The sequence below is a fragment of the Planctomycetota bacterium genome (assembly GCA_016125255.1).
GTDB lineage: Bacteria > Planctomycetota > Phycisphaerae > Phycisphaerales > Zrk34 > RI-421.
Genome location: WGMD01000002.1, coordinates 340,096 through 363,758, shown reverse-complemented (window position 1 = coordinate 363,758; position 23,663 = coordinate 340,096). Strand labels below are relative to the sequence as shown.

At 62.8% G+C, this 23,663-nt stretch carries 25 protein-coding genes; 7 read left to right on the top strand and 18 right to left on the bottom strand.

Features of this window, described 5'->3' with window-relative positions:
• The first annotated feature begins 3 nt into the window (after positions 1-3).
• The 5 genes from GC162_02670 (at position 4) to GC162_02650 (ending at position 4,552) form a co-directional block, all read left to right on the top strand.
• On the top strand, positions 4-2,049 hold the full coding sequence (locus tag GC162_02670; protein MBI1367537.1) for an FAD-dependent oxidoreductase: 2,046 nt from the start codon (positions 4-6) through the stop codon (positions 2,047-2,049).
• Between the two features lie 276 nt (positions 2,050-2,325).
• Complete coding sequence (locus tag GC162_02665) at positions 2,326-2,658, top strand: hypothetical protein (GenBank protein ID MBI1367536.1); 333 nt, start codon at positions 2,326-2,328, stop codon at positions 2,656-2,658.
• 183 nt (positions 2,659-2,841) lie between these two features.
• On the top strand, positions 2,842-3,972 hold the full coding sequence (recA, locus tag GC162_02660) for a recombinase RecA (GenBank protein MBI1367535.1): 1,131 nt from the start codon (positions 2,842-2,844) through the stop codon (positions 3,970-3,972).
• A gap of 59 nt (positions 3,973-4,031) precedes the next feature.
• A complete protein-coding gene (locus tag GC162_02655; protein MBI1367534.1) occupies positions 4,032-4,316 on the top strand; it encodes a hypothetical protein in 285 nt (94 codons plus the stop codon).
• Positions 4,317-4,318: 2 nt separating this feature from the next.
• On the top strand, positions 4,319-4,552 hold the full coding sequence (locus GC162_02650; GenBank protein MBI1367533.1) for a hypothetical protein: 234 nt from the start codon (positions 4,319-4,321) through the stop codon (positions 4,550-4,552).
• Positions 4,553-4,668: 116 nt separating this feature from the next.
• Here the strand turns inward: GC162_02650 and GC162_02645 are convergent, their stop codons facing one another.
• Both GC162_02645 and GC162_02640 read right to left on the bottom strand, forming a co-directional pair.
• Positions 4,669-5,004: a hypothetical protein gene (locus GC162_02645; protein ID MBI1367532.1), complete on the bottom strand. Its 336-nt coding sequence runs from the start codon at positions 5,002-5,004 to the stop codon at positions 4,669-4,671.
• On the bottom strand, positions 4,997-5,338 hold the full coding sequence (locus tag GC162_02640) for a cupin domain-containing protein (GenBank protein MBI1367531.1): 342 nt from the start codon (positions 5,336-5,338) through the stop codon (positions 4,997-4,999). The genes GC162_02645 and GC162_02640 overlap by 8 nt, the downstream gene beginning before the upstream one ends.
• A gap of 46 nt (positions 5,339-5,384) precedes the next feature.
• Between GC162_02640 and GC162_02635 the strand changes: the two genes are divergently transcribed.
• On the top strand, positions 5,385-5,999 hold the full coding sequence (locus GC162_02635) for a hypothetical protein (protein MBI1367530.1): 615 nt from the start codon (positions 5,385-5,387) through the stop codon (positions 5,997-5,999).
• Here the strand turns inward: GC162_02635 and GC162_02630 are convergent.
• The 16 genes from GC162_02630 to GC162_02555 all read right to left on the bottom strand — a co-directional run bounded on the left by GC162_02630 (position 5,992) and on the right by GC162_02555 (position 22,525).
• Positions 5,992-6,888, bottom strand: coding sequence for an FHA domain-containing protein (locus tag GC162_02630; GenBank protein MBI1367529.1), 897 nt, complete (start codon positions 6,886-6,888; stop codon positions 5,992-5,994). The genes GC162_02635 and GC162_02630 overlap by 8 nt on opposite strands.
• An 84-nt stretch (positions 6,889-6,972) precedes the next feature.
• Entirely contained in the window at positions 6,973-7,884 is a 912-nt protein-coding gene (locus tag GC162_02625; protein ID MBI1367528.1) for a hypothetical protein, read from the bottom strand.
• A 14-nt stretch (positions 7,885-7,898) separates the two neighbouring features.
• Complete coding sequence (locus GC162_02620; protein MBI1367527.1) at positions 7,899-8,756, bottom strand: hypothetical protein; 858 nt, start codon at positions 8,754-8,756, stop codon at positions 7,899-7,901.
• Positions 8,757-8,780: 24 nt separating this feature from the next.
• A complete protein-coding gene (locus GC162_02615; protein ID MBI1367526.1) occupies positions 8,781-9,137 on the bottom strand; it encodes a four helix bundle protein in 357 nt (118 codons plus the stop codon).
• Between the two features lie 47 nt (positions 9,138-9,184).
• Complete coding sequence (locus GC162_02610; protein MBI1367525.1) at positions 9,185-11,047, bottom strand: FHA domain-containing protein; 1,863 nt, start codon at positions 11,045-11,047, stop codon at positions 9,185-9,187.
• A gap of 9 nt (positions 11,048-11,056) precedes the next feature.
• Positions 11,057-11,830: a hypothetical protein gene (locus tag GC162_02605; protein ID MBI1367524.1), complete on the bottom strand. Its 774-nt coding sequence runs from the start codon at positions 11,828-11,830 to the stop codon at positions 11,057-11,059.
• A 13-nt stretch (positions 11,831-11,843) separates the two neighbouring features.
• Positions 11,844-12,443 (bottom strand): hypothetical protein, encoded by a 600-nt coding sequence (locus tag GC162_02600; protein ID MBI1367523.1) that lies wholly within the window; start codon positions 12,441-12,443, stop codon positions 11,844-11,846.
• The gene (locus GC162_02595) at positions 12,440-13,201 is read right to left on the bottom strand and encodes a hypothetical protein (GenBank protein ID MBI1367522.1); all 762 of its coding nucleotides are present in this window, start codon (positions 13,199-13,201) and stop codon (positions 12,440-12,442) included. Before GC162_02595 ends, GC162_02600 begins: the two co-directional genes overlap by 4 nt.
• Before the next feature lie 194 nt (positions 13,202-13,395).
• Positions 13,396-15,318 carry a hypothetical protein gene (locus GC162_02590; GenBank protein ID MBI1367521.1) on the bottom strand — a complete coding sequence of 641 codons (1,923 nt, stop codon included), beginning with the start codon at positions 15,316-15,318 and terminating at the stop codon, positions 13,396-13,398.
• Positions 15,302-17,971 (bottom strand): protein kinase, encoded by a 2,670-nt coding sequence (locus GC162_02585; protein MBI1367520.1) that lies wholly within the window; start codon positions 17,969-17,971, stop codon positions 15,302-15,304. Before GC162_02585 ends, GC162_02590 begins: the two co-directional genes overlap by 17 nt.
• A gap of 21 nt (positions 17,972-17,992) precedes the next feature.
• Positions 17,993-18,844 carry a hypothetical protein gene (locus GC162_02580; GenBank protein ID MBI1367519.1) on the bottom strand — a complete coding sequence of 284 codons (852 nt, stop codon included), beginning with the start codon at positions 18,842-18,844 and terminating at the stop codon, positions 17,993-17,995.
• A gap of 57 nt (positions 18,845-18,901) precedes the next feature.
• Entirely contained in the window at positions 18,902-19,462 is a 561-nt protein-coding gene (locus GC162_02575; GenBank protein ID MBI1367518.1) for a prepilin peptidase, read from the bottom strand.
• Positions 19,463-19,495: 33 nt separating this feature from the next.
• The gene (locus tag GC162_02570; protein ID MBI1367517.1) at positions 19,496-19,699 is read right to left on the bottom strand and encodes a hypothetical protein; all 204 of its coding nucleotides are present in this window, start codon (positions 19,697-19,699) and stop codon (positions 19,496-19,498) included.
• A gap of 88 nt (positions 19,700-19,787) precedes the next feature.
• Positions 19,788-19,988, bottom strand: a complete 201-nt coding sequence (locus GC162_02565) for a hypothetical protein (GenBank protein MBI1367516.1) — start codon at positions 19,986-19,988, stop codon at positions 19,788-19,790.
• 27 nt (positions 19,989-20,015) lie between these two features.
• Positions 20,016-21,119, bottom strand: coding sequence for a CpaF family protein (locus GC162_02560; GenBank protein ID MBI1367515.1), 1,104 nt, complete (start codon positions 21,117-21,119; stop codon positions 20,016-20,018).
• Positions 21,120-21,340: 221 nt separating this feature from the next.
• Positions 21,341-22,525 (bottom strand): tyrosine--tRNA ligase, encoded by a 1,185-nt coding sequence (locus GC162_02555; protein ID MBI1367514.1) that lies wholly within the window; start codon positions 22,523-22,525, stop codon positions 21,341-21,343.
• Positions 22,526-22,600: 75 nt separating this feature from the next.
• On the opposite strand from GC162_02555, the gene GC162_02550 reads away from it, so the two are divergent.
• Positions 22,601-23,650, top strand: coding sequence for a hypothetical protein (locus tag GC162_02550; GenBank protein MBI1367513.1), 1,050 nt, complete (start codon positions 22,601-22,603; stop codon positions 23,648-23,650).
• The last annotated feature ends 13 nt before the right edge of the window (positions 23,651-23,663 follow it).

Genomic DNA, 23,663 nt, shown 5'->3' with positions numbered 1-23,663 from the left:
AACATGCAAGCGGCGACACGGCGTATCCTCGCGGCGGTCTTGCTGGTGATGGCGGGCTCGATCGCGCGGGCCGGTGATCCGGGGTTTTACGATGTGGTCATCTACGGCGGAACCAGCGCCGCGATGTCCGCCGCCGTGCAGGCCCGCGCCATGGGCAAAACCGTCGTCGTCGTCAGCCCCGACAAACACCTTGGCGGGATGACCAGCGGCGGACTGGGCGCGACCGACATCGGCAACAAGGGCGCCATCGGCGGGATCAGCCGCACGTTCTATCACCAGCTATATCTCTACTACCACAAGCCGGACGAATTCAAAGAACCGCTTTCCCTCATGGTCGACATCGACGCGCCGACGCAGTGGACGATGGAGCCGCATGTGGCGGAGCTGATCTACGATCGATGGATGACCGATCATCACATCGTGGTCTGCCTCGAAGAGCGGCTCAAACCCAAGAACGGCGTCCAGATGCTCAACAATCGCATCGTGAGCATCACGTGTGAATCCGGCGGACGTTACAGCGGCAAGATGTTCATTGATGCGACCTATGAAGGCGACCTGATGGCACAGGCCGGCGTCAGCTACACCGTCGGCCGCGAGGCGAACAGTCAGTATCATGAATCTTTAAACGGCGTCCAGACCCGACAGGCGCACAGCCACCAGTTCACCAAGCCCGTCGATCCCTATGTCAAACCCGGCGATCCGTCGAGCGGTCTACTGCCGGGCGTCCATGCCGGCGGCCCCGGCGAGGAGGGCGCCGCCGACAAGCGCGTGCAGGCCTACAACTTCCGCATGTGCCTGACGGACGATCCTGAAAATCGCCTGCCTTTTCCGAAGCCGGACGGCTATGACCCCGCCCGTTACGAGCTGCTTCTGCGGTATTACGAAGCGGGGTATGACAAGCCGTGCAACAACTTCTCGCGCATGCCCAATCACAAGACCGACTGCAACAACACCGGCGCATTCTCCACCGACAACATCGGCATGAATTACGATTATCCCGAGGGCGACTATGAAACGCGCAAGAGGATATATGAGGATCATCGCACGTATCAGTTGGGGCTGATGTGGACCATGGCGAACAACCCGCGCGTGCCGGAGAAACTTCGGAACGAGTATGCCCGGAAGTGGGGGCTGAGCAAGGACGAGTTCGCTGACAACGATCACTGGCCCTACGCCCTGTATGTCCGCGAAGCGCGCCGCATGATCGGCGACTACGTCATGACCGAGCACAACTGCCGCGGGCAGGTCGTGGCGGAGGATCCGATCGGGCTCGCGGCGTACACGATGGATTCGCACAACACGCAGCGATACGTCGACGCGGACGGCCACGCGCGCAACGAAGGCGATGTCGAAGTCGGCGGGTTCCCGCCTTATCCGATCAGCTATCGCGCGCTGGTGCCCAAGGAATCGCAATGCGAGAACCTGGTCGTCCCGGTGTGTCTGAGCGCCTCGCACATGGCGTACGGTTCGATCCGCATGGAGCCGGTGTTCATGATCCTCGGGCAGAGCGCGGCGACGATCGCATGCATGTCGATCGATGTGAACACGAGCGTGCAGCGATTGGATTATGTCGCACTGCGGGAGAAGCTGCTGGCGGACGGGCAGTTTCTGAGTTTCGTCACCCCCGGCGAAAAGGTCGGCGGGCTGTACATGGACGACGCGGACGCCGAGCTGAGCGGCAATTGGGTGACGGGCTCGGCGATCCGCCCGTTCGTCGCCGGCGGGTATCGTCACGATGACAACGCCCGCAAAGGCGAGCTTTCCGCGATATTTTCCATTAAAGTCCCCAAAGACGGTCGCTACGAAGTGCGCTTCGCTTACTCCGCTTTGCACAACCGCGCGACGAATATTCCCATTACGATCGAACATGCGGGCGGTGCGGCGAAGGTCGTCCTCAATGAACAGAAGGACCCGGCGATCAACCATCTTCTTGAGCCCCTCGGCACCTATGCGTTCTCCGCATCCAAGCCCGCCCGCATCACGGTTTCCAACGAAGGCACGGACGGCTACGTGCTCATCGACGCCGTGCAGCTCGTCCCCGCGAAGTAGCCCGCTTCGCTTGACCGGTGCATTTTCGTGCCTACAGTTCCGCTTCGGGATTTGATTCCCGCGGAGTTCATGACATGCGTGCGCTGTACAAACACGATGAGTCCGCCCATTCGCTGCCCGGCAAGGGCAGCCCGGCGATCGTGCGCACGCGGGCATGGGGCAGTCTCTAACTCCGCTTACCTGTCGCCAACGTGATCCGATCGAAACTGTGCACGCTGTCGCGCGCCGCTGCGGCGTCGGGCGTGCGGAATCCTCATGTTTTGAAATGTGATCAATATGGATACGCAACACAAACCCACGCGATTGATCGGGCCCGAAGATGTGAAGGTCGGACACTACGTCACGATCGCTCACGAATCCGTTGAATGCTTCAAGCTCAACTGCTCGGTGCCGGGGCAGGACACGATCGACGTCCTGCACGTGGAAATGCGCTACTGCGGGGCGGGTTGGCCGATGAAGGTTCTCGCCGTGTCGCAGCCGTATGTCCTCGTCACCGATCCGCGCGGCCGCAGCTTCAATCTCGACCTGCGCCGCTATCGTCTGGCCCGTCTGCCCAAGCGCTTCGGCGCGACGGCCTTCGAGAAGATCGCCGCCAGCCCGACCGCGTAAAGTCCGGGGACAGCCGTCCCCGGGTTTTTCATGCGCCCGGAGGATGCCGGCACGTCCAATATCCGACGTTCAAAAATTACCAAACATTTTTCAAACAGACCACTTGACAAATGCCGAACATGTAATATCCTGCCATATACCGAACATCAAAGGTCACGATTGACCGAAAGGGGTCCAGCAATTATGGTAGCCACCAGCGTTAAAGCATCGTCCAATGGCAACGGCACCGCCGACCGAAAGGGCAATTCCGTGGCGAAAATCAGCACCGATTCCCGTGAAGCCGCCCTCGAGCGGGCCGTGTCGCAGATCGAAAAGGCCTTCGGCAAGGGTTCGATCATGCGCCTCGACGACGACCCGGCCAACCTCCCGCCGGGCCTCTCCACCGGGTCGATCAGTCTCGACCTCGCCCTCGGCGGCCGCGGCATCCCCGTCGGACGCATCTGCGAGTTCTACGGCCCCGAATCCAGCGGTAAGACCACGCTTGCCCTCCATGTTGTTGCCGCCGCTCAGAAAAAGGGCGGTGTCGCCGCCTTCATCGACGCCGAGCACGCCCTCGACCCGTCGTGGGCCCGCCGGCTCGGCGTGAACCTCGAAGCCCTGCTCGTCAGCCAGCCCGACACGGGCGAACAGGCCATGGAAATCTGCGAACTGCTCGTCCGCTCCAACAGCGTGGACGTCATCGTCGTCGACTCCGTCGCCGCCCTGATTCCGCAGGCGGAAATCGATGGCGAAATGGGCGATACGCAGGTCGGCCTTCAGGCCCGGCTCATGAGCAAAGCCATGCGCAAACTCACCGGCGCCATCGCCAAGAGCAAGTGCACCGTCATCTTCATCAACCAGCTCCGCGAAAAGATCGGCGTCATGTTCGGCAACCCCGAAACGACCCCCGGCGGCCGGGCCCTGAAGTTCTACTCCTCCGTCCGCCTCGACATCCGCCGCACCAGCCAGATCAAGGAAGGCGACAACGCCGTCGGCAACCGCACGCGCGTCCGCGTCGTGAAAAACAAGGTCGCGCCGCCGTTCCGCACCGCCGAGTTCGACATCATGTTCGACGAAGGCATCAGCGCCTCCGGCGACCTGCTCGATCTGGCCGTCGAAGAGAAAGTCATCGACAAGAGCGGCGCATGGTTCAGCTACGGCGACGTCCGCCTGGGCCAGGGCCGCGAAAACGCCAAGACCTTCCTCCGCGAAAACCCCGATCTCTTCGAGGAAGTCCGCAAGGGCGTCATGGACAAGAAGGGCATCACCCTCAAGCGCACCGGCGAAATCACCATCGCCGCCGATGACGACGAAGCACCCGACTCTGATGATTGACCGGACAGTAGTATTGATGAATGACGAATGCTACTCGGCATGAAGCAATCGGAGCGGGCATGGGCGATCTTTGCGATCGAATTCGTAGTGCGGTGATCGCTGAGCAATATCTGATTGGAATTCACGCTCATGAGCGGCTTCGAGAGCGCCGACTTATGGCCTGGCAGATCATCGGGACGATCGAGCGGGCGAAGCTCATCTGTGAACGGCTGGACGCTGTGCCAAACGCGGTCGTTGAGTTTGAGCAGCTTCTTCCAGATGGCGTTGCGGTTAAAACGGTATGGTCGTGGCTTGCTCCGATTCGCAGGGCTAAACTGGTAACAGTACACTTTTACGATCAATGATCTTGAGCGACATGGATAAACAAGGTCGATCAACCCGTGTTTCACAGTGGATTCACTCGGATACATGCGCCGTGCATGTATGGGTTGACGCGGTGATCCCCGACGCCGACCCGTGCGAGGCGTGCTTCGAGCCAGTCGTCGTCAAGTTCCTCGATCATGTTCAGCAACTAGCCGACGTGGGGGATCTCGATGCGCTGCGGAAGTTGGGCGATGTATATGTTCGTCAATCCGCATAAGTCTGTTTGCGTCAGTTTCGCAGTTTTTTGCACTCCCTATTGATGCCGGCGTACTCATCGCGTGACCGAGTCGCACGTTCATATCGACGAAGTGCGACAATGCTGCGTCCGTTGAATTATTTGAGTCGATTCCAAAATCGCAGGCCGAGCAGCTTGAACACGAGAAGGCCGACACCCATGACGACGAGGCCCGTGAAGATGCCCGGAAAGAACAACATGAACAGCGGGATCGAACCCGCCGGCGGGTTCTCGTGCAAATCGAGCACGAAGTGAACGGTCATGCCGCTGAATGCAAAGACAGCGATCAAAGTCAGCAAGCGACCGGCGAAGGTAATCGGCGGAGGCGGACGAGTCGGTAATTCGCGGGGCGTCGCCGGTGTGCGATCCGGTTCCGGACGGTCACCTTCCGCGTCCTGATGATTCACATCAAAGTCCGGATTGGGTTCAGTCAAACCACTCATCATTTTCATCGAAGGCCGGGATGGCGACGTTGATGATTTTGAGCTTTCCGATGGCGCGGTGGCGGCAGCCGGGGCGGATTTGGATGGTGGAGCCGGGGCGGATGGGGACTTGCTGACCGTCGAGTTCCATGACGCCGTCGCCTTCGAGGACGTGGTAAATCTCGGTCATCTTCTTGTGGTAGTGCGTCTGGGCGTCGGTCTTGATTTCGACGATGTGCAGCGAAGCGGGGGAGTCGGGCAGATCGGCGAACGCCCGCTTGCTCGTCCCGCAGGGGCAGGGCTTAGGGGCGATGTCGTTCATGTGCGTGACGTGGTAGCGGGTCATGGGCGAATTATAGTCGCGTGAATCCGGCCGCAAAAAATGACGGGCAATGACGGCGATATACTCAGGTGTGAGGCCCGAGGGTTCGTCAGTGCGGTGGATCGGGTGGGCGCCGAATGTGCTTTCGGCGTTGCGGCTGGTTTTGGCGGTGACGTTTGCGTGGGTTCCGCGGGAGTGGTGGATCCCGGTCATTGTCGTCGCGGGGCTGAGCGATTTCGCCGACGGGTTCATCGCCCGTCGCTATCACGCATCAAGCTGGGCCGGGGGCTTACTCGACGCGGTGGCGGACAAGCTCTTCGTGCTGATGGTGCTGATCGTGATGGCGAAGACGGGGGCGATCGAGGCGTGGGAGGCGGCGCTGCTCATGAGCCGGGACATCAGCGTGGCGTTTATCGCGCTGTACGCCGCCGCGACAAGCCGGTGGCACGCCTTCCGCAAAATGCCTTCGCGCCTGTTCGGTAAGCTCACCACGGCTTCGATGCTCGTGCTGTTCGTGCTGCTGGCGATCGAGCCCGACAAGTTCTGGACCGTCGCCATGCTGGTCATCACGGCGGCGCTGAGCGTGATCGCGGCGGTCGATTATTTCATGCAGTTCGTGCGCGGCCTGCGGAGCGAATCGAACCCGCCGCCGCCGGGCGATCCGTCCGGCGACATCGCTACTTGAAGCTCTTGGCCTTGGGTCGATTCGCGATAATCACACGAATCTGCTCCTGCGCATTCTTGTAGATCGCGCTGTCCGCATCGGGGTACATCTGCGAGAGGTGCCGGAACTTCTCCTCCGCCGCCTTGTACTGCTTGTTGAGGAGCATCTCATAGGCGACGCGGTATTCCTCCTGGACCTGATTGACGAGTTCCGTCTCGGTGGCGTTGAATTTGATCTGGTCCTCATCGAGCGTGGTCTTGCCGGAGTAGGCGAGGGCGAGCTTGTAGTTGCGGTAGGCCTGATAGAGCGCATCGGCGCGGGAGCCGGGGCGGGCGTACCAGTTGCGGGCTTCCTGAAGATGACGCTGGGCCTCGCGGTCGTCGAGGTCGCGCGAAAGCGGCTGGGTGATCTCGGTGCTGATGGCGGTCGGGGCGAGGCGGGCCCCGGGGCGGATGACGTCCTTCTTCTTTCCGCCGGCCATCGCCATGATGACGATGACGATGAGCATGACGACCATGTACGCCCCGATGCCGATCCACATCTTGGCGCGCCCGCTCATGGGTTTGCGGCGTTCGACTTTCGTGCCCTCGTCCGATTCGCCGGCGGCGGGGGCGGGTGTGAAATGCACGGCGAAGAGCTTGGTCTTGCCCACGCCGACTTCGTCCCCGGCCTTGAGCGGACGCGGGGCTTTGTCGTTGACGAGTTTGCCGTTGACCGTCGTGCCATTGGGGCTGGCGTTCTGCACGTACCACTGACCCTCATGCTGCACGAGCGCCCCGTGCTGGCGCGAGACCACGGGCGTATCGATGACGATCGTGTTCCCGGCGACGCGCCCGAAGGAGAGCGTCGTTTCCGTGTGCGTCGTCTGAAGCCCGGCGTTGGGGCCGGTGAGCATTTGAATGCGGATCATGACAGGCCTCGAAAAAAGCTTTCAGCGGTCAGGTGTCAGCCGCCAGCCGGAAGCGGATCGCTGTGGGCTGATACCTGACGCCTTTTACTGGCTGAACAGGCCGCGTTCCCACCATTTCATGATAATCGGGCTGAACACGACGATCACGACGGAGATGAGAATCAGCGTCGAGGGAATGAGGATGCGCATCGACGCGGTCGCGCTGGCTTCCTCGGCCCGCACGGTCCGCATCATGCGGATCATGCCCGACTGGTTCTTCAAGATCGTCGACAGCGGCGTGCCCAGCGCCTCGGCCTGATTGATCGCGCCGACGACGGAGCGGAGGGATTCGAGCGGAATGCGCTCGGCCATGTTCGCCAGCGCGTGCGCCCGGGTCGTGCCGAACTGAATCTCCGACTGCACGAGCATCAATTCGCGATTGAGCTCGTCATCCGGCTCGTCGGTGATGAGCGTGTCAATGGCTTCGGTGAAGTTCGCGCCCGCTTCCATCAGCAGCGCGATCAGGTCCAGCGTATAGGGCAGCTTCTTGCCGATCGCGCGCGTGCGCTTGATCGCCTGCTCGTGGAGCGTCCAGAGCGGGACGATGAAGCCGACGGCGGGGGTGACGAGCACGACGAGCATGTCGAACTGGCTGAGTTCCAGAAACAGGATCAGCGTGGAGGCCACGCCGAGTCCGACGCCGCTGACGAGGCAGATCGCCAGATATTCGTCGACGCTGTACCCGAGCGGATTGCCGCTGGCCTCCAGGTCCTGCCGGATCATCGCGCGGAAGAAGGGGAAGCGCTTGGCGAGCATGACGCCCAGGCCCATGAACTGACTGAGAATCGGGACTTCGAAGATGGTCTGTCGCTTAACGAGACCGAGGGCGAGAGCGATCTGCCGATTGACCGGCGGTTCGGGCGCGACGGGCGCGCGGAACAGCGCCCAGACCAGCAGGTAAACCGTGCTGAACTGAAGCGTGCAGATCGCGATGAGGCCGATAGTCAGGGAGTCCATTTGCGTGCGTGTCCTTAGATGTCGACGGCCATGATGCGGCGGATCCAGACGAAGCCCAGCGCGATGAGGCCGCCGGCGAAGAGCATGATGAGTCGACCGATCGGATCGCTGACCATCTTGGCCATATCCGCCGGGAACATGCCCCAGAGGATGAACACGATGACGATCGGCATCGCCGCCATCATGCGCGCCTGCGCCCGTCCCTGTGCGGTGAGCGATTCGAGCCGGCCCTCGAGCCGTTGAATCTCACGGATCGAGTCGCCGATGCGGTCGAGCGACTGGCCCATGTCGCCGCCGCGATCGCGGTGCGCCTGGATCGCCGCGAACATCAGGCGGTAGTAGCTGGAGCCGATGCGGTCGGAGGTGTTGTGCATCGCGGTGTTGAGGTCGATGCCAAGCTCATATTCGCGCATGAGCTGCTCGAACTCCTGCTTGATGGGCCCGGTGGCGTTGCGGACGAGCAGTTGATAGCTCTGCACGAGGTTCAGCCCGGCGCGGACGCCGCTCGTCAGCGTCGTCAGCCCGTCGACGATCTGCTCGTTGAGGCGCTTGCGGCGCTTTTCCTCCAGATGATTGATCACCACGTACGGGAGGATCATCGCCGGGATCGCTCCGATGATGAAGAAGAAAAATGATCCGCCCAGCGCGGCGGCGATGAGCCCGATGAGCAGCACGCCCGCGAAGATCGCCCCCAGCGCGATGCGCGGCGGAATGTTCAATAGAAGCTGCTGATTGAGCACCATGTCCAGCCGCCGCTCCTGCCGCCGAAGCATGCGGCGAACATGATCGGAGGCATAGACCACCATGAGAAACGTCGCGGTGAACCCGCACACCGCGATCATCAGAATGTAGCCGAGGTCGTAGGTTTTCATATTCGTGGTATCAGCAGTCAGGCATCAGCGGTCAGCAAGACGAGCCAGGAAGCCGGTGAGCATGCGTTTGATTTCGGAGGTTTGAGCGAAGAGTCGTTCGTAGGCGGCGTCGGAAAGGTAGCCGACATCACGGCTGAAAAGCAGCAGGTATTCGACTTCCGAGGCGGAGCCCATCGCGATTGTCAGGAACCGGCCGAAGTCCGCGTCCGTCCCACGACCGCAGCCCTCCGCGATATTCGTCGGAATGGATATCGCCGCGCGCTGCAACTGACTGGTCAATGTGTAAAGCTGATGCCTCGGAAAGCTGTTCGTCGCCTTAAAAGCGTCCAATGCGAGCGCGTGGGCCTTTTCCCATACTTTGAGCTTCGTGAAGTCCCGCATGTCATGTCCTTTCCGGCTGATGCCTGAAAGCTGAAACCTGAACGCTTCTATAGGAACAATTTCACGTCGAGCAATCCCTGCTGAATCATGCCTTCGGCGAAGGTCGGGATGTAGCCGGTGTGGCGGAGGCGCGGCTGGGTCGGGTCGCGGAGGGTGAAGATGTCTTCGAGGCGAATCTGGTGCGTTTCCAGGTCGATTTCGGTGACTTCGCTGATGTGGGTCACGCGGCGCGGCCCCGCCGGGAAGCGCGCGACCTGCACGACCATGTCCACCGCGCTGACGATCTGCTCGCGGATCGCGCGGACGGGCATCTCGACGGCCATGAGCACCATCGTCTCGAGCCGGCCCATCGCGTCGATCGGATTGTTGGCGTGCAGCGTCGAGAGCGAGCCGTCGTGTCCGGTGTTCATGGCCTGAAGCATGTCGATGGCTTCGGCGCCGCGGACTTCGCCGATGATGATCCGGTCGGGGCGCATGCGCAGGGCGTTGCGCACGAGGTCGCGGATCGTGTAGGCGCCGCGGCCTTCGATGTTCGCCGGCCGGCCTTCGAGGGCGACGACGTGCGGCTGCGGGAGCTGCAATTCGGCGGATTCCTCGATCGTGATGATGCGCTCGGTGTGACGGGCATAGGCGCTGAGCGTGTTGAGCAGGGTCGTTTTACCGGAGCCGGTGCCGCCGGAGACGACGATGTTTTTACGGCCGGTGACGCAGCCCTGAAGGAACCGGGCGCATTGTTCGCTCAAGGAGCCGCGCTCGATCAGGTCGTCCATCGTGAAGGGAATCCACGAGAATTTGCGGATCGTGATGCACGGGCCGACGAGCGAGAGCGGGGGGATAATGACGTTGACGCGGCTGCCGTCGAGGAGTCGGGCGTCGACGAGCGGGGACGACTGATCGACGCGGCGGCCGACGGGCGTGAGGATGCGTTCGATGACGCCCATGAGCACTTCGTCGGAGAAGAAGCTGCGCGTGGTCGGCTGGATCACGCCGTTCTTTTCGACGTAGATGTGGTCCTTGCCGACGACCATGATTTCCGTGATGTTCGCCATCTCCAGAAGGTCCTGGAGGGGCCCCAGGCCGAGCATGATGTCCTTGAGGTCCTTGGCGACGACCTGCCGGACGATGTACCGCCGCAGGCGCGGGGCGAAGGACGGCAAATGAGATCCGAACAAATCCTCGAACGCCTCCTCGGCGGTCGCCAGATCATCCTGCACGCTGATCGGATCGAACAAGAGCGGCATCATGTCGACCATCGACGTGACCATGTCCGTGATGGTCTTCTCGGCGGCGGCGTCCTCGGCGGTCTTGGCTTCGCCCGTGCGGTAGTCCGTCTGCACCTTGCCCGTGCACTGGCGCACGACTTCGGCGGTGACGAGGCGCTCAAGGTGCATGTGCACCATGTGCACCACGAGCTTGTCGTCCAGTTCGGCGGCGCGCGTGTCGAGAATCTGGTTCAGGTGATTGAGAATCTGCGCCAGGTACGCCGGGTCGTCCTTCTTGATCTGCCCGGTGACGCGCAGGTTCAGGCGGTCGATCAGCTCGTTGTGCACGCGCTGCTCGAAGGCGACGAGGCGGTTCTGAAGCATTCGCCGCTGCTCTTCGCCCTCGGCCTGCTTGCCGGGGCGCACGAGCGCGAGCGAGTACTGCGCGATCTGGATTTCATCGCCGAAGTCGAGCCGGGCGGGCATGCCGCTGATCACATCGCGGTTGGCGACGGTCAGCGCGGAGCGCGACATGTTTTCGACGATGAGCTGGTTGCCGCGCAGGTCGATGCGTGCGTGCTTGTGTGCGACGAACGGGCCGCGCAGGACGATGGTGCAGTCGTCATCGCGTCCGATGAGGATGGGCGTCCCGCTGACTTCGAGCGTGGTGCGGGTGTTGTTGGTATGGTCGTAGAGCCAGAATTCCATGCGTTTAGTTCATCGCTCCAGGCCGACGATTTTGAGGATGTCCTTGTTGACGCCGACGAAGGGGGCATCGGTGTCGCCGGGGTTTCGGATGGAGATATCGAAGCCGTCCTTGCCGACGAATTTCGCGATGGTGAGCAGGGCCAGATCCTCTTCGGGTTCGGTTTCGACGGTGATGGAGTTGTAACTCATGCGTTTGGCGGAGCCGGTTTCGTCGGTGTTGGCTCCGACGGCGACGACCTTGACGCGGCACATGATGCGGATGGCGACGGGGACTTTGTCGGTGGGTCGTTGGAAGGAGCCGCTGATGTCGATGTACATGCCCGGTTGAAGGAGGCCGGGCGCGTTGCGGGAGTTGACGGCCAGAACGGTGCCGCGCTTGCCGGGGGAGATTTTGTTGGCGACGCCGGTTCCGCCGCCGGTGAAGAAGCTCGGCGAAAGGTATTCGCCCTGATTGACGTGGCGCGTGACGGGCTGGTTGTGATACTCGACGGGCAGGGCGCCCTTGTCGCCGAACTTGATGCTCATCGCCTCCAGGCCGTCCTTGAATTTGCTGGAGACGATGATGGGTTCGAGGTCTTTGTTGACGTTGAGCTCCTGCCCGGGCTCCAGCGCCTTGTTGACGCGATAGACGACCATCGCGCTGCCTTCGATGTCCTTTCGGACGGCTCGGACGTAGAAGAGTGTCATGAAGACGGTGACGAGTCCGAGCGAGGCGGCGACGATGATGAGCGTGACGCTCGCGCCTTGCGGGGCGGGGCGGACGGGGGCGTTGGGAGCATTCATAGGCCAGATACTTTCAGTTGGTCGGAGCGCGACTCGGTCTAGGCGTGATAGTGTACCGCAGGATCAGACTCACGCGAAGCTGATCGCCCACGCGGCGGGGCCGAATCAGCAGCACGTTCGCCTCTTTGACCCACAACTCGCCGAGGCCCTCTTCATCGGGGCGCGGGCGGTGCGTGTACCCCGCTTCCGCGGCGGCGTGCTCGTAATAGTCGCGGATCACTTCGAGCGTCGAATCCTCCACGACATACACCGCCATCTGCTCGACCGCCCCGTCTTCGGTCCTCTCATAGCCCAGCACGCGATGCGCCCCCGGCGGCGGCGTCAGGTCGGCCGGCTCGCCCTTGAGCGGCGCCCCGCCTCCCGGTGACAAAAGCGCGTCCACCTGCTTTGCATCAAGCGGCAGCACCGGCGTGTCCGGGTTCGCCGGCGTGTCGGGCTCAGCAGGCGTCAACGATGGCGGCGAAGGCGCAGCGGGGGCAGTCGGCGTCGTCGAAATCGGTTGGGGCGATGTCGCATCGGGCGTCGTCGCCGGGTTGATCTTGAGCAGCGCCATCCGCGCCACGATCACCACGACCAGCGCCCCCAGCAACATCCACGTCTGCGTTCTGCTCACGGAACCGTCGGCCCCGCATAGCCCGGCCGAAACAGGTACAGCCCGCGCATCTGACCCGCCAGCCGATCGCCCGCCGGCACCTCCGGCCCGCCGCCCTGATCCGAATATTCCGGGTCATGCGAGCCGTCGATCCCGTCGAGCATGGCGTCGAAGTCGGCGAAGTACACATCGCGCACTGCGCGGAGGTGATTGGGATTCCCGCCCCATGTATCCTCCCACCGGTCCGCCGCGGCGCGCCAGTCGTTCGTGTACGACCAGTCGTTGCCGATGCGGGTCTGACGTCGGGTCAGCGGCGTCATCTCGGGGTTGTCGATCGGACGGTGCGCGATCGAGGTGATGCGCTTCCACATATCGTTGGTGTCCTGATGGAGCACATGGAACGTCTCCCGCCGTCCGCGCGCGTTACGGTGATTTCCGCCGGGCCGATACAGAAATGCATCCATGACGTCGCCCGCCCCGCTCGACACCGCGCGCGCGTCGGCGATCATCTCCTGATACGGATCGTCCGGGAAATAGTTGTCGTAATCGTCGCCGTCGTCGTTGATTGTCGAAGCGCGATTGCCCATGAACGCCTGATTGAGCAGCGTGTTGCCATTATCGTCGTCCTGGTGCGGCCCCGGCGCGCCGGCGACCGACCGCCACACGTCATACCGCGCCATCTCCGACGTATGCATCGCCCGCACTTCCAGATGACCAAAGTAAAACAGCAGCGCCAAAATCACCACGATCAGCGGAATAATCAGCACGAACTCGCTCATCACCGCGCCCGAGGCGCGGCGTCGTCCCGCGGCGGAAGAGAATGACCAATGACCAAATCCCAATGACCAAGGAAATGTCGAATGCACAAAGGACGCGGTCGAGCGCCCGCGCTGCGCCCCGGCGCATCGAACATTCGAATCTTTGATCATTACCTTGGTCATTGGTGCCTGGTCATTGGTCATTGCTTTGCCCTCTAATGTCCGAGCGTGATCTGCGCGAGCCCCGAAGCGGCGCCCAGATACTGGGCCAGGTCGTCGATTTCGTTGGTCGGCACATTGGCGTTCGACGAGCCGCTGGTGATGGCTTCGACCCAACCGTCATAGTTACTGACCGGCTCCATCTCCGCGCGCCACATCTGCGTCCACAGGTCCCACGAGTGATTGTTGAACACCTTCGCCTGCGCGATCGCCACCATGTTCGGGTACGGCCGCCCGCCACGGAAGCGGCTCTCCCACGCCTGCGGGCGATCCGTCCGCCGCGCCACGCCGAGGTAGCTTAAGTAATGCCAGCGCGCATCCAGATCGTTCTGCGGGACCGTGCCGTGATCGAGGTCCGTCGGCGACGGAGCGTCGGCGGCGCCGGGGTCGAACCCGCCGTAGGGGCTGTCGATGTTGGCGTCATTGCCGACGTTCACGCCGCCGAAGATGAAGTGATCGATGCGGTACACCGGCTGGGGCAGCGGCGCCTGCGTCGTCGTGCCGTCCGGGTTCGTCACCGTCTGCATCTGCTGCGTGATGCCGATCTCGTTGTCATAAAAAACGCTGTATTCCCATTCATAGCGCCAGACATCGGGGCTGATCTTCTTGTCGTCACGGAGGGGGACCCATCCGCGGCGGATCGCGATGTGCGGATTGATCCCGTCGTTTTCCTCAAGCTCCAGCGCCCACGTGCCGGGCGTCAGGAAGCGCGCATCGTCGCGCGGATACTTGCTCTTGATCTCGAAGCAGAAGTAGGCCGTCTCGTGAATCTCCGGCGTGCCGGCCTGCGCGATGGACTCGGCTTCGGCGAGTGTGTTGCGCCAATCGGGGTCGATCACTTTGCGGACCGCACCACGGGGCCAGAGGTAGTCGCTCTTGGTCTTCGTGATCCCGTGGGCGTAGAAGGAATAGCGCGTATGGAACAGGTGATCGTAGTTGTAGTCGCCGAGTCGACGGAGCATCCACGACTGCGGGCCGAAGGTGGAGTAGCTCGTCACGGTCGTGGTCTGGCCGACCCAGTGTCCACCGCCGCCGCCGCCCGGTCCGCGCGAGAGGGGATTGCCGGGGTTGCCTCCGCCGGCGACCTGTTTGGAGCCGGGCACGAAGGTTCCGCCCGACGTTTCGGACTGCAAGTCGCGCCATCCGTAGACCGCGTCCCACGGACCGCGATTGATGACGGGGTCATCGGTCTGCGGGGGCAGGCGGCCGTCGAGCACCGGCTGCTCGAAGTCGTTGAACGAGCCGCGCTGATGCGGCAGCGTCGGCGCCAGCGGGAGCATGAACGCCGCCGCGTCGCCGACCGTCTGATCGGCCCGTCCGCCGGCCAGGGCGCTGACCTGCGCCATCGTGCCCAGGTTGTCCATGATGCCCTGGTTCAATTCATCCAGCGCGTAAAGCGCCTGCCAGATGCTCCCGTTGCGCCCGTAGTCGGTCATCTGCTTCACGTCGACGCTCTTGAAAAAGTCGTCGACCGATTTGACGTCGGCGACCTGACCGGTCAGCTCGTCGAGCATGCGGCTGAAGTTGTCGGTGACGATCTGATCGAGCTGCGACGGCTGAGTGTGAATGCCGCGCGAAAGCTGCCGCTCCAGCGCCTGACGCATCGACTCGGACTCGCGGTAGGTGAAGTCGGCGGACTGCGGCATGGCGTCCATGACATTGATGAGCCCGATGTAGCGGGCCATGTCGGCGTTGTTGGCGGCGACCGTGTTGAGCGAACGGGCGATCCACCCGGCGCCGGCGCGCACGGTCGAATCCGCCACATGCTGCTCGTCGACGCGATGATTGACCTGCTGCCCGAGGTTGAGCACCCAGAGCACCAGCCCCGCCAGAAGGAGCACGGCGAGCATGGTGATGACCATGATCACGCCGCGGGCGCGAATCGTGTCGAACGTGATGCGGTTATTTTTCCGGTTCATGGTCGTTGACCTCGACAAGCATCTTCTGAATCTGCTCGGTGTCGCGCATCTTCTGGGCCGTCTTCAACAGCCCGCGCGCCAGACCCCACTGGCTCACATCCATCGCCGCCTTCGCCTGTGCGACCAGATGGTCGAACTCGGTGTTGAACTTGCGCTCCTCGGCCGGCTTGGGGTTGAGTCCGACGGCCTTGGCGTGCTTGATGGCGGCTTCGAACTTGTTCTTGGCCGGGGTGTACTGGCTGTTGGCGCGGAGCGCATCGCCCTCGGCGATGAGCGACTGGAGCTTCTGAAGATCGTCGATCTTCTTGAGCAGGCCCCCCGCCTCGGCGTCATCGGGCGCGAGTTTCGTCGCCGCCGCCAGTTCCGAATTCGCCGCATCCAGGTCCAGCGCGCTGAACGCCGCCTGCGCTTTCTTGACGTGCAGGCGGACGATCGCGGCGTTGAGCTTGCCCTGCGTGTCCGGGTCCGGCGCCAGGTCCAGCGCCCGCTTGTACTGGTTGATCGCCTGCTCGTAATCGCCCGCCCGGGCCGCGGTGTCCCCGGCTTTCACCGCCGAGCTCTTGTCGTTGGCCATGCCGATCTGCGCGAGCAGTTCCTTCGCCCGCGCGTTGCTCGCATCAAAGCCCAGCGCTTCGTTGTACTTGGTCACCGCCGCGGCGATGTTTCCGTCCGCCTGAAGCTTCTGACCGTCCGCCAGCGCGATGGCGCTGCGCAGCGTGCTGATCTTCGTCGAAAGCGTATCGGTCGGCTTGATGTCGTTGGCCGCCACGTACGCCGTCACCGCCGCCGCCGTATCGCCGCGCGCCTCCGCCGCCTGCGCATCGCTCAGGGCCTTGTTGAAACTCATGTCCCGCGTCAGCACCGAGAGCCGATCCGCGAACTTCTGCTGATGACCGTAATACTCCTGCGCCTTGCGAAGCTCCTCCGCCGCCTCGGCGAGTTTGCCCTCGCCCTGAAGCGACGCGGCCCGCTGATCGACGGCGTCGATCTCCGCCTGCTGTTCCTGACCGGCGATCGTGTCGCCCAGTTCCTGAAGCTTGGCTTTCTCATTGGCGCGGAGCACCTGATCGACCCGCCGCACGACGTCGCGCACATCCCGGTACATCCGCCGCGCCTTGTCGAAGTCGCCGCCCTTGATCGCCGTGGCGATTTCGTTGGCGTGATCGACGAAGTCGGCCCGGCTGGCGACTTCGCGCTTGGTGTCGTCCAGTTCGCCGATGAGTGTCGTGGCATTGGGCGGCAGATTCAACGCGTCCGCCTTCGCCAATGACTTGCGAATCTTCGCGTACACGTCCGCCGCCGCCGCGAAGTTGCCATCGACCATCTGCCGATCCGCCTCGAACATATCGCTGCGGGCCGAGCAGAGCAGGGCGTAGGCCATCGATCCGAGCCCCAGCTTCGGGCTGTCGCCCCATTCCTGCGCGAGGGTCGTGAAGGCGTTTTGTGCCTGTGCGTACACGGACGCGCGATCCTCGGGCGGATCGGTCGAGTTGCGGGCCTGATCGAAGAGCTTGCGCGCATCGTCGAACTGCCCGTTGGCGGCGGCAAGCTGCTTGTCGACCTGCTGCGTCTTTTTGTGATTCACGTAGAACAGGTATCCGCCGAAGCCCGCGAGCTGCACGCCGATGATGATGTCGAGGATGAGCGGGAGCTTGCTCTTTTTGGGTAGCGGCGCGGTGGGCGTCGCCGTGGCCGCGGCCTGACCGGGGGGCATGACCGCAGCCGCACCCGCCGGGCCGCGCTGTGCCTGCGCCACCGCCGCGCTCTTGGTGAAATGACGCCCGATCGCCTCAAGTAACTGCGGCGCCGAGGCGATCCGCTGTCCCGGATCCTTGGCCATCATGCGCGCCACCAGGTCCGACAAAATCTCCGGCACCCTCGGATTGAGCGAATGCAGCGGCGGGGCGGTCACGCGCGGATTCGTGTGCCACTTCATCCAACGCATCGCCTGATTGCGCTGATCGCGCTTGATCGCCTTGAACGCCTGATCGAACGCCGGCCGACCCGCCAGCATCTCGTATGCCATCATCCCCAGCGCATAAATATCCGCTCGCCCGTCCACCGTCTCGTCCCCGAACAGTTCCGGCGCCATGTACTGGGCCGTCCCCATCGTCATCGTGTCCTGCTCCGCCAGCAGCGTCGCCAGCCCGAAGTCGCACACCTTCGCCGGCCCGTCGCCCATCGGCAACAGCACATTGCCCGGCTTCAGATCCCGGTGCACGATCCCCGCTTCGTGAATCGCCGCCAACCCCTGCGCCACATCCCGCACCACCTTCAGCGCACTGAGCACCTCCAGCGGGCCGTTCACATGCGAAAGCCCCCGCTCCAGACTCATCCCCTCGACGAACTCCATCACGATGAAAAGCCCGCGCGGATCGTCCACGCAGTCGATGATGTCCACGAGGTTCTTGTGAGCCGTCGAAACGCGCTTGTGCAGTTCCGATTCCGTGCGGAAACGCTGACGGTAGATCTCATCGATCATGTCCGCCGAGGCGATCTGCTTGATGGCCACATGCCGGTTGAGCAGCGGGTCGTACCCGCGCCAGACAATGCCCATCCCGCCGCTGGCGAGCTGCTCCTGCACCTGGAAGTGAACCAGCTTGTCGCCCACTTGCAGGGCCGGCGTCATCGCGTTGATCGTTTCAGGATTCATGCTTGCTCGTCAATACTTTCATCAGGGCACGCGCGGCACGCTCGGCTGCGGCGGCATCTTGTCGAGAATACCTTCGTTGGTCAGCGTGGCGGTGGCGCTGATGAGTTTGTACTGGGCGATCCCGTCGGACTGCTCGCCGTCGCGATACACACGGTTCGCCCACGGAATCGAAAGGTTCAGGCGATGATCGACGCGCACGCGGATCGGGTCCTTGGCGTCGACCTTCATCCCGTCGATCTCTTCATAGTCGACCGTCTGATCGTCCACCAGATACGGCCGCGAGAGCGTGATCTCCGTGGCTCCGTCGGCGTAGGCGAGACGGTCCGCGGCGAGATTGGCGATCCAGTTCGGCGGGTTCTGCCCATAGGCGCCGTAGAACTGATTGAGCCCATCGACGAAACCGGCGGTGTCGAGCGTGGTGGAATCGACGTAGCTGGGCGCGCCGCTGGCGACGGGCATCAGCGCCACGGCCGCGGAGCGGTGAATCGCCTGATACTTGGGGCTTGACGGTGAATTGGTGTAGAAGTTCGCCGGTTCGCCGGGGTAGTCGTAGGGAATCTGCACGATCGCCGAGCGGGCCGCGGCGAACGCGGCGTAGTTGACGAACACGACGCCGCCCATGAGCAGCGTCGTCTGCGCCAGCGTGAGCACGACGAACAGCAGAATCGGCAGCACCAGCGCGAATTCGATCGTGGCGGTGCCCCCGGCGTCGGAGGCGACGCTCGTGATCGAAACGCGCACCCGCCGCATCCGCACCATCGCACGGACCAGCAAAAGCGCCGCGATCAACAGCAGCGATGCCACGAGGCCACAGGTGATGAACAGCGGGCTCGAAAAAACCTGCTGCCAGAAGTCGGACGTGGTGGGTGTCATGTCGTTGCCCTCTTGCCGGCCCCGAGAAATCCGACGCCGCCCGACGCTGCCCGCAGATCAGAGCCCGCGCCAAGGCGTATGCACGTTGAGCAGAATCTCCGAGGCCGCCAGTATCGACCCCAGCGCGATCGCCACGGCGAAGGGAATCCGCGGGCTGTCATCGGGCAGTTGCGGTTTGACCTTGGCGGCGGTCATCAGGGCGGCTCCGAAGATTCGGCTCAGCGTGCGCTTGATGAGTCCCCGGCGGATCATGACGAAGATCGCCATGAGCGCGCCGAAGAGGAAGGCGTAGAACGTGGTCGAGACGATGACCTGCCAACTGGCGGTGATCGCGCCGACCGCGGCCATCAGTTTCACATCCCCGCCGCCCATGCCCCCGCAGGCGTAGATCAGGGCGAAAGGGATCAGCCCGGCGCCCAGACCGGCCAGGGACGCGCCCAAGCCGGTTAAAGCACCGGGGCCACCGCCTTGGATCGCGCCAAAGACGGTGGCCCAGATCAGCCCCGCCAGGATCGCCGGCAGAGTGAGGTAGTTGGGGGTCAGTTGTGTGCGAATGTCGATGACCGCTGCGGGCAGGACCACTGCGCACAAGAGCCCCATCGCGACCAGTTCACCCATGACGTCGGCTCGGCGAGACTGCGCTTGGCGTGATCAGAACGAGTCCTGCATGTTGTCGGCGCTGCTCTTGACGTCGTTGGCTTCGGTGCCGACCCATTCCGAGATCCAGTCCCGGGCGAAGATCAAAAGGGCCAGGAGCGGCAGCACGATCGCCGCGATGATCAAGAGCTTTTCCAAACCCTCAGCCCCGCGCTCATCGCGATAGAGCCGCCCGACGAAGTTGGTGATGCGCTTCATAAGAAGCTCCTTGGTTGTCGTCCCTGATTTCATGATCCATGCGCCCGGTTGCAGCCGGACGTAATCATCACGGAGCAGGGAACTTTTTTTACGGGAACGGTAGGGAGTTTATCAAACTCATCATCTGATAATGTCCGACCAGAAGCGTCATCGACATTCGGATGATGTAGTAGCTCGGCAGCGCGATCGCCGCTAGAAGCAACGCCCACTCAAGCGTCGTCGCCCCGACCTGATCAGCGATCAGTCCCGGCGGGCAAGTCGGCGCATTGGCCTCGGGGTGTTGATTCATATCTTTATTCTACCGAACGTTACGGGACTATTCAAATATCGGCCGAGTCAGGTCCGTCATTAAATCTTCTTCGGCCGGCCTCAGATGCCCGGCCAAATAGGAACGCGTGCCGGTCCACCGCAATTGCAGTTCGCGACCCGCCTTTGGGTCTTCGACGCGTTCGAGCTTGAAAAGATCGCGCAACTGGTATTCCCCTTTGCTGCTGATCGTGTCAATCTCGCTGATCTGCGTCAACATACGCCTACCGCCCACGTGTCGCGTTTGTTGCACCACCACGTCAATCGCCGAGGCCACCTGCGAACGCAAAGCATGCAACGGCAGCTCCACTTTGCTCATAAGTGCCATTGTTTCCAGTCGGTTAAGCGCGTCGTAGGGGTTGTTGGCGTGCAGGGTGCCCATCGACCCGCCGTGGCCGGAGGTCATGGCCTGGATCATGTCCAGGGCCTCGCCCCCGCGGACTTCGCCGATGATGATCCGGTCGGGGCGGAGTCGCAGACTCGAACGGAACAATTCGCGGATGCCCACATGGCCCCGTCCGTATCGATCCGCCGGCTTGGTCTCCATGCTGATGACGTGCGGCTGCTGAAGCTGAAGCTCAGCCGAGTCCTCGATGACCACGATCCGCTGGCCCTCGGGGATGAAGCTGCTCATGGCATTGAGCAGACTCGTCTTGCCCGAGCTGGTCCCGCCCGCCACCAGCACGTTCGCCTCCGCCCGCACGACCAGCTTCAGGTACTGCTTGGCCTGCTCCGTGAGCGAGCCGATCTCCACGAGCCAGTCCATGTCGAGCATCGACTTGGAGAATTTGCGGATGGTCATCGCCATGCCGAAGCGCGAGCAGGGCTGCTTGGCCACGTGCACGCGCGACCCGTCCGGCAACCGCGCATCGATCAGCGACGCTTCATCGTTGTAGCTTCGCCCGGTGAACTGAAGGATGTTGTTGACCGCCGCCTCGTACGCTTCCTCATCCGCGAACTTCGCCCCCGTCAGCACCAGCTTCCCGTCCCGCTCGATGTAGATTTCATCCGAGCGATTGATCATCACTTCCGCCACGCCCACATCCTCAAGATAGTCGCGGATCGGCGCCAGGTAGTGCTGCACGGTGGCTTCGAAGATGTCGTTTCGACCCATGCGAGGATTCTAGCAACTTTTGGCGATCGAGCGCATCTGACTCCCCTCCCTTCGAGGGAGGGGCGGGGGGAGGGTGAGGCGTATCGGGTCGAATGATGTTGTGCGCGGTATTGAGCGCATCCTTCACGATGATGCGCTGGTCTAGTCATTTTCAATGCGGTTGCGAACTTGGGCGGATGTGATTCACCCCCACCCTGCCCTCCCCCTCGAAGGGGGAGGGTTTAAGAACCCATCACCTGACACACCCGCCGCTTGCCCACTTGCAGCACGACGGTTTGCGTCGGCACGGTGACGTGCGCCTTGGGGTCGGCGATTTTTTGGCCGGCGAATGAGACAGCCCCGCCTTGAATCAGTCGTCGGGCATCCGAGTTGCTCGACGCGAAACCGACCTGCACCATCAGCGCCGCCAGCGCCTGATCGCCCGCCGGGACTTTGTGTGTCTCCATGTCCGTGGGCAACTGGTTCTCGGCGAACCGCCGCTTGAACTCCGCCGCGGCGCGGTCAGCCGCATCAACATCATGAAACTGCCCGACGATGAGCCGCGCCAGCTTGTCTTTCGCATCGCGCGGATGCGTCTCCAGCACCTGCGCGATCTCGTCGACCGGCAGCGCGGTCAGCAGCTCGAAATAATTGCGCATGAGCGCATCGGGGATGCTCATGATCTTGCCGTACATGTTGTCCGGGTCATCGTTGACGGCAACGTAATTGCCCTTGGACTTGGACATCTTCTCGTGACCGTCGAGGCCGACAAGGATGGGCAAAGTCAGCACGACCTGTTTGTCCATGCCGTGCTTGGCCATCAGCTCCCGGCCCATCAGATTGTTGAACGTCTGATCCGTCCCGCCCAGTTCGACGTCCGCTTCGAGCACGACCGAGTCGTACGCCTGCATGAGCGGGTACATGAACTCACTGAGCATGATCTCCGCTTCCTTGGCCATGCGCAGCTTGAAGTTTTCGCGATGAAGCATCTGCTGCACGGTGACGTAGCCGGTCAACCGCAGCACATCCGCGAAACTCAGTTGGGCCAGCCATTCGCTGTTGTGAACGACGCGCAGCTTCTCGGGGTCGGTGTCGAGAATCTTCCCGGCCTGCGCGAGATAGGTCCGTGCGTTGGCGGCGATGGCGCTTTCGTCGAGGACGGGTCGGGTCGTGTCGCGCCCGGTCGGGTCGCCGATGCGGGCGGTGTAGTCGCCGATGAGCAGGACGGCGATGTGGCCCAGGTCCTGAAACTGCCGCATTTTTCGCAGGACGACCGTGTGTCCCAGATGAATGTCCGGGGCCGTCGGGTCCATGCCCAGCTTGATCCGCAGCCGCCGCCCGCACGCAAGTTTGTTGCGCAATTCCGGCTCCGAATAAATCCGGTCCGCCCCACGCTTGAGCAGCGCCATCTGCGCATCGAGGTTCATCGTCGTCGTCATGGGCCCATCATATCACAGCCCCTCCCCGTCGTCCGCCGCTTGACCCGCGCCTAGCATTCCCCCATGTCAAAAATCCATCTCCGCAACGTGCCGACCCGACTGAGCATCCTCCTTGTCGCCGGCTTCATCTCCTTTGCCATCTTCGCCTGCGCCACTCAGTCCGTCGCCGACGGCAGCGCCGCCGGGAAGTCCCATACGCTGCGCCTCGCCCTGGCCGCGCACAACATGGAGAACTTCTTCGACATCTACGACGACGCCTACACGCCCGATGAAAAGGCCTGGCCCAAACGCCGCGCGCAGATCGATGAGCTTTCCGAAACCGACCGATCCATCAACGCCGACTTCTACAGCTTCGAGGAAATCGAAAACGTCGGCATCCTCGCGCGCTACCGCGACTGGACCTTCAAAGAGGGGGGCTACGACTACGTGTGGACCAACTACATGGTGAGCGCCCGCGGCATCAACGTCGGGTTCATCAGCCGCGTTCCCATCGGTCCGATCTGCGTCCGCAAGTTCGACCGCCTCAGGGCCCCCGGCGACGACCGCGTCTGGCAATACGCCCGCGACCTGGTCAGCGTGACGCTCGAACCGGCGTCGGATCTGCGCATCGAAGCGTTTCTCGTGCATCTCAAATCCAAGCACGACGGCGAGAACGACCCCAAGTCCAATCACTGGCGGCTCGCGGAGGCGATGGGCATTCACAAGATCATCGCCGACAAACTGCACGCCGACCCGGATGCGATGATCGCCGTCATGGGCGACTTCAACGACACGCCCGACAGCGCCACGATTCAGGCGCTGCTCGAAGGATCGCTGTTGATCGACCCGCACGCGTCGATTCCCGCCGATCAGCGCATCAGCTATCTGAAGAATCCCTATCGCTCGAACATCGACTACATTCTCTGCTCGCCGGCGCTGGCCAAGTGCGTCGTCGCCGGGTCGGCGAAGCTGGTGGAGCGCGGCGAGAAGACCGGCTCCGACCACGCCGCCGTCACCGTCCAGTTCGACCTGCCCACCGCCGATGAAAACCCCAAAGCGAACTGGCCCAGCCCGCATCCCGTCGAAGAGATTCACACAATGATGAAGGAACCGGAGGCGGCGGGGTCGAAGTAGCACGAGACGAGGT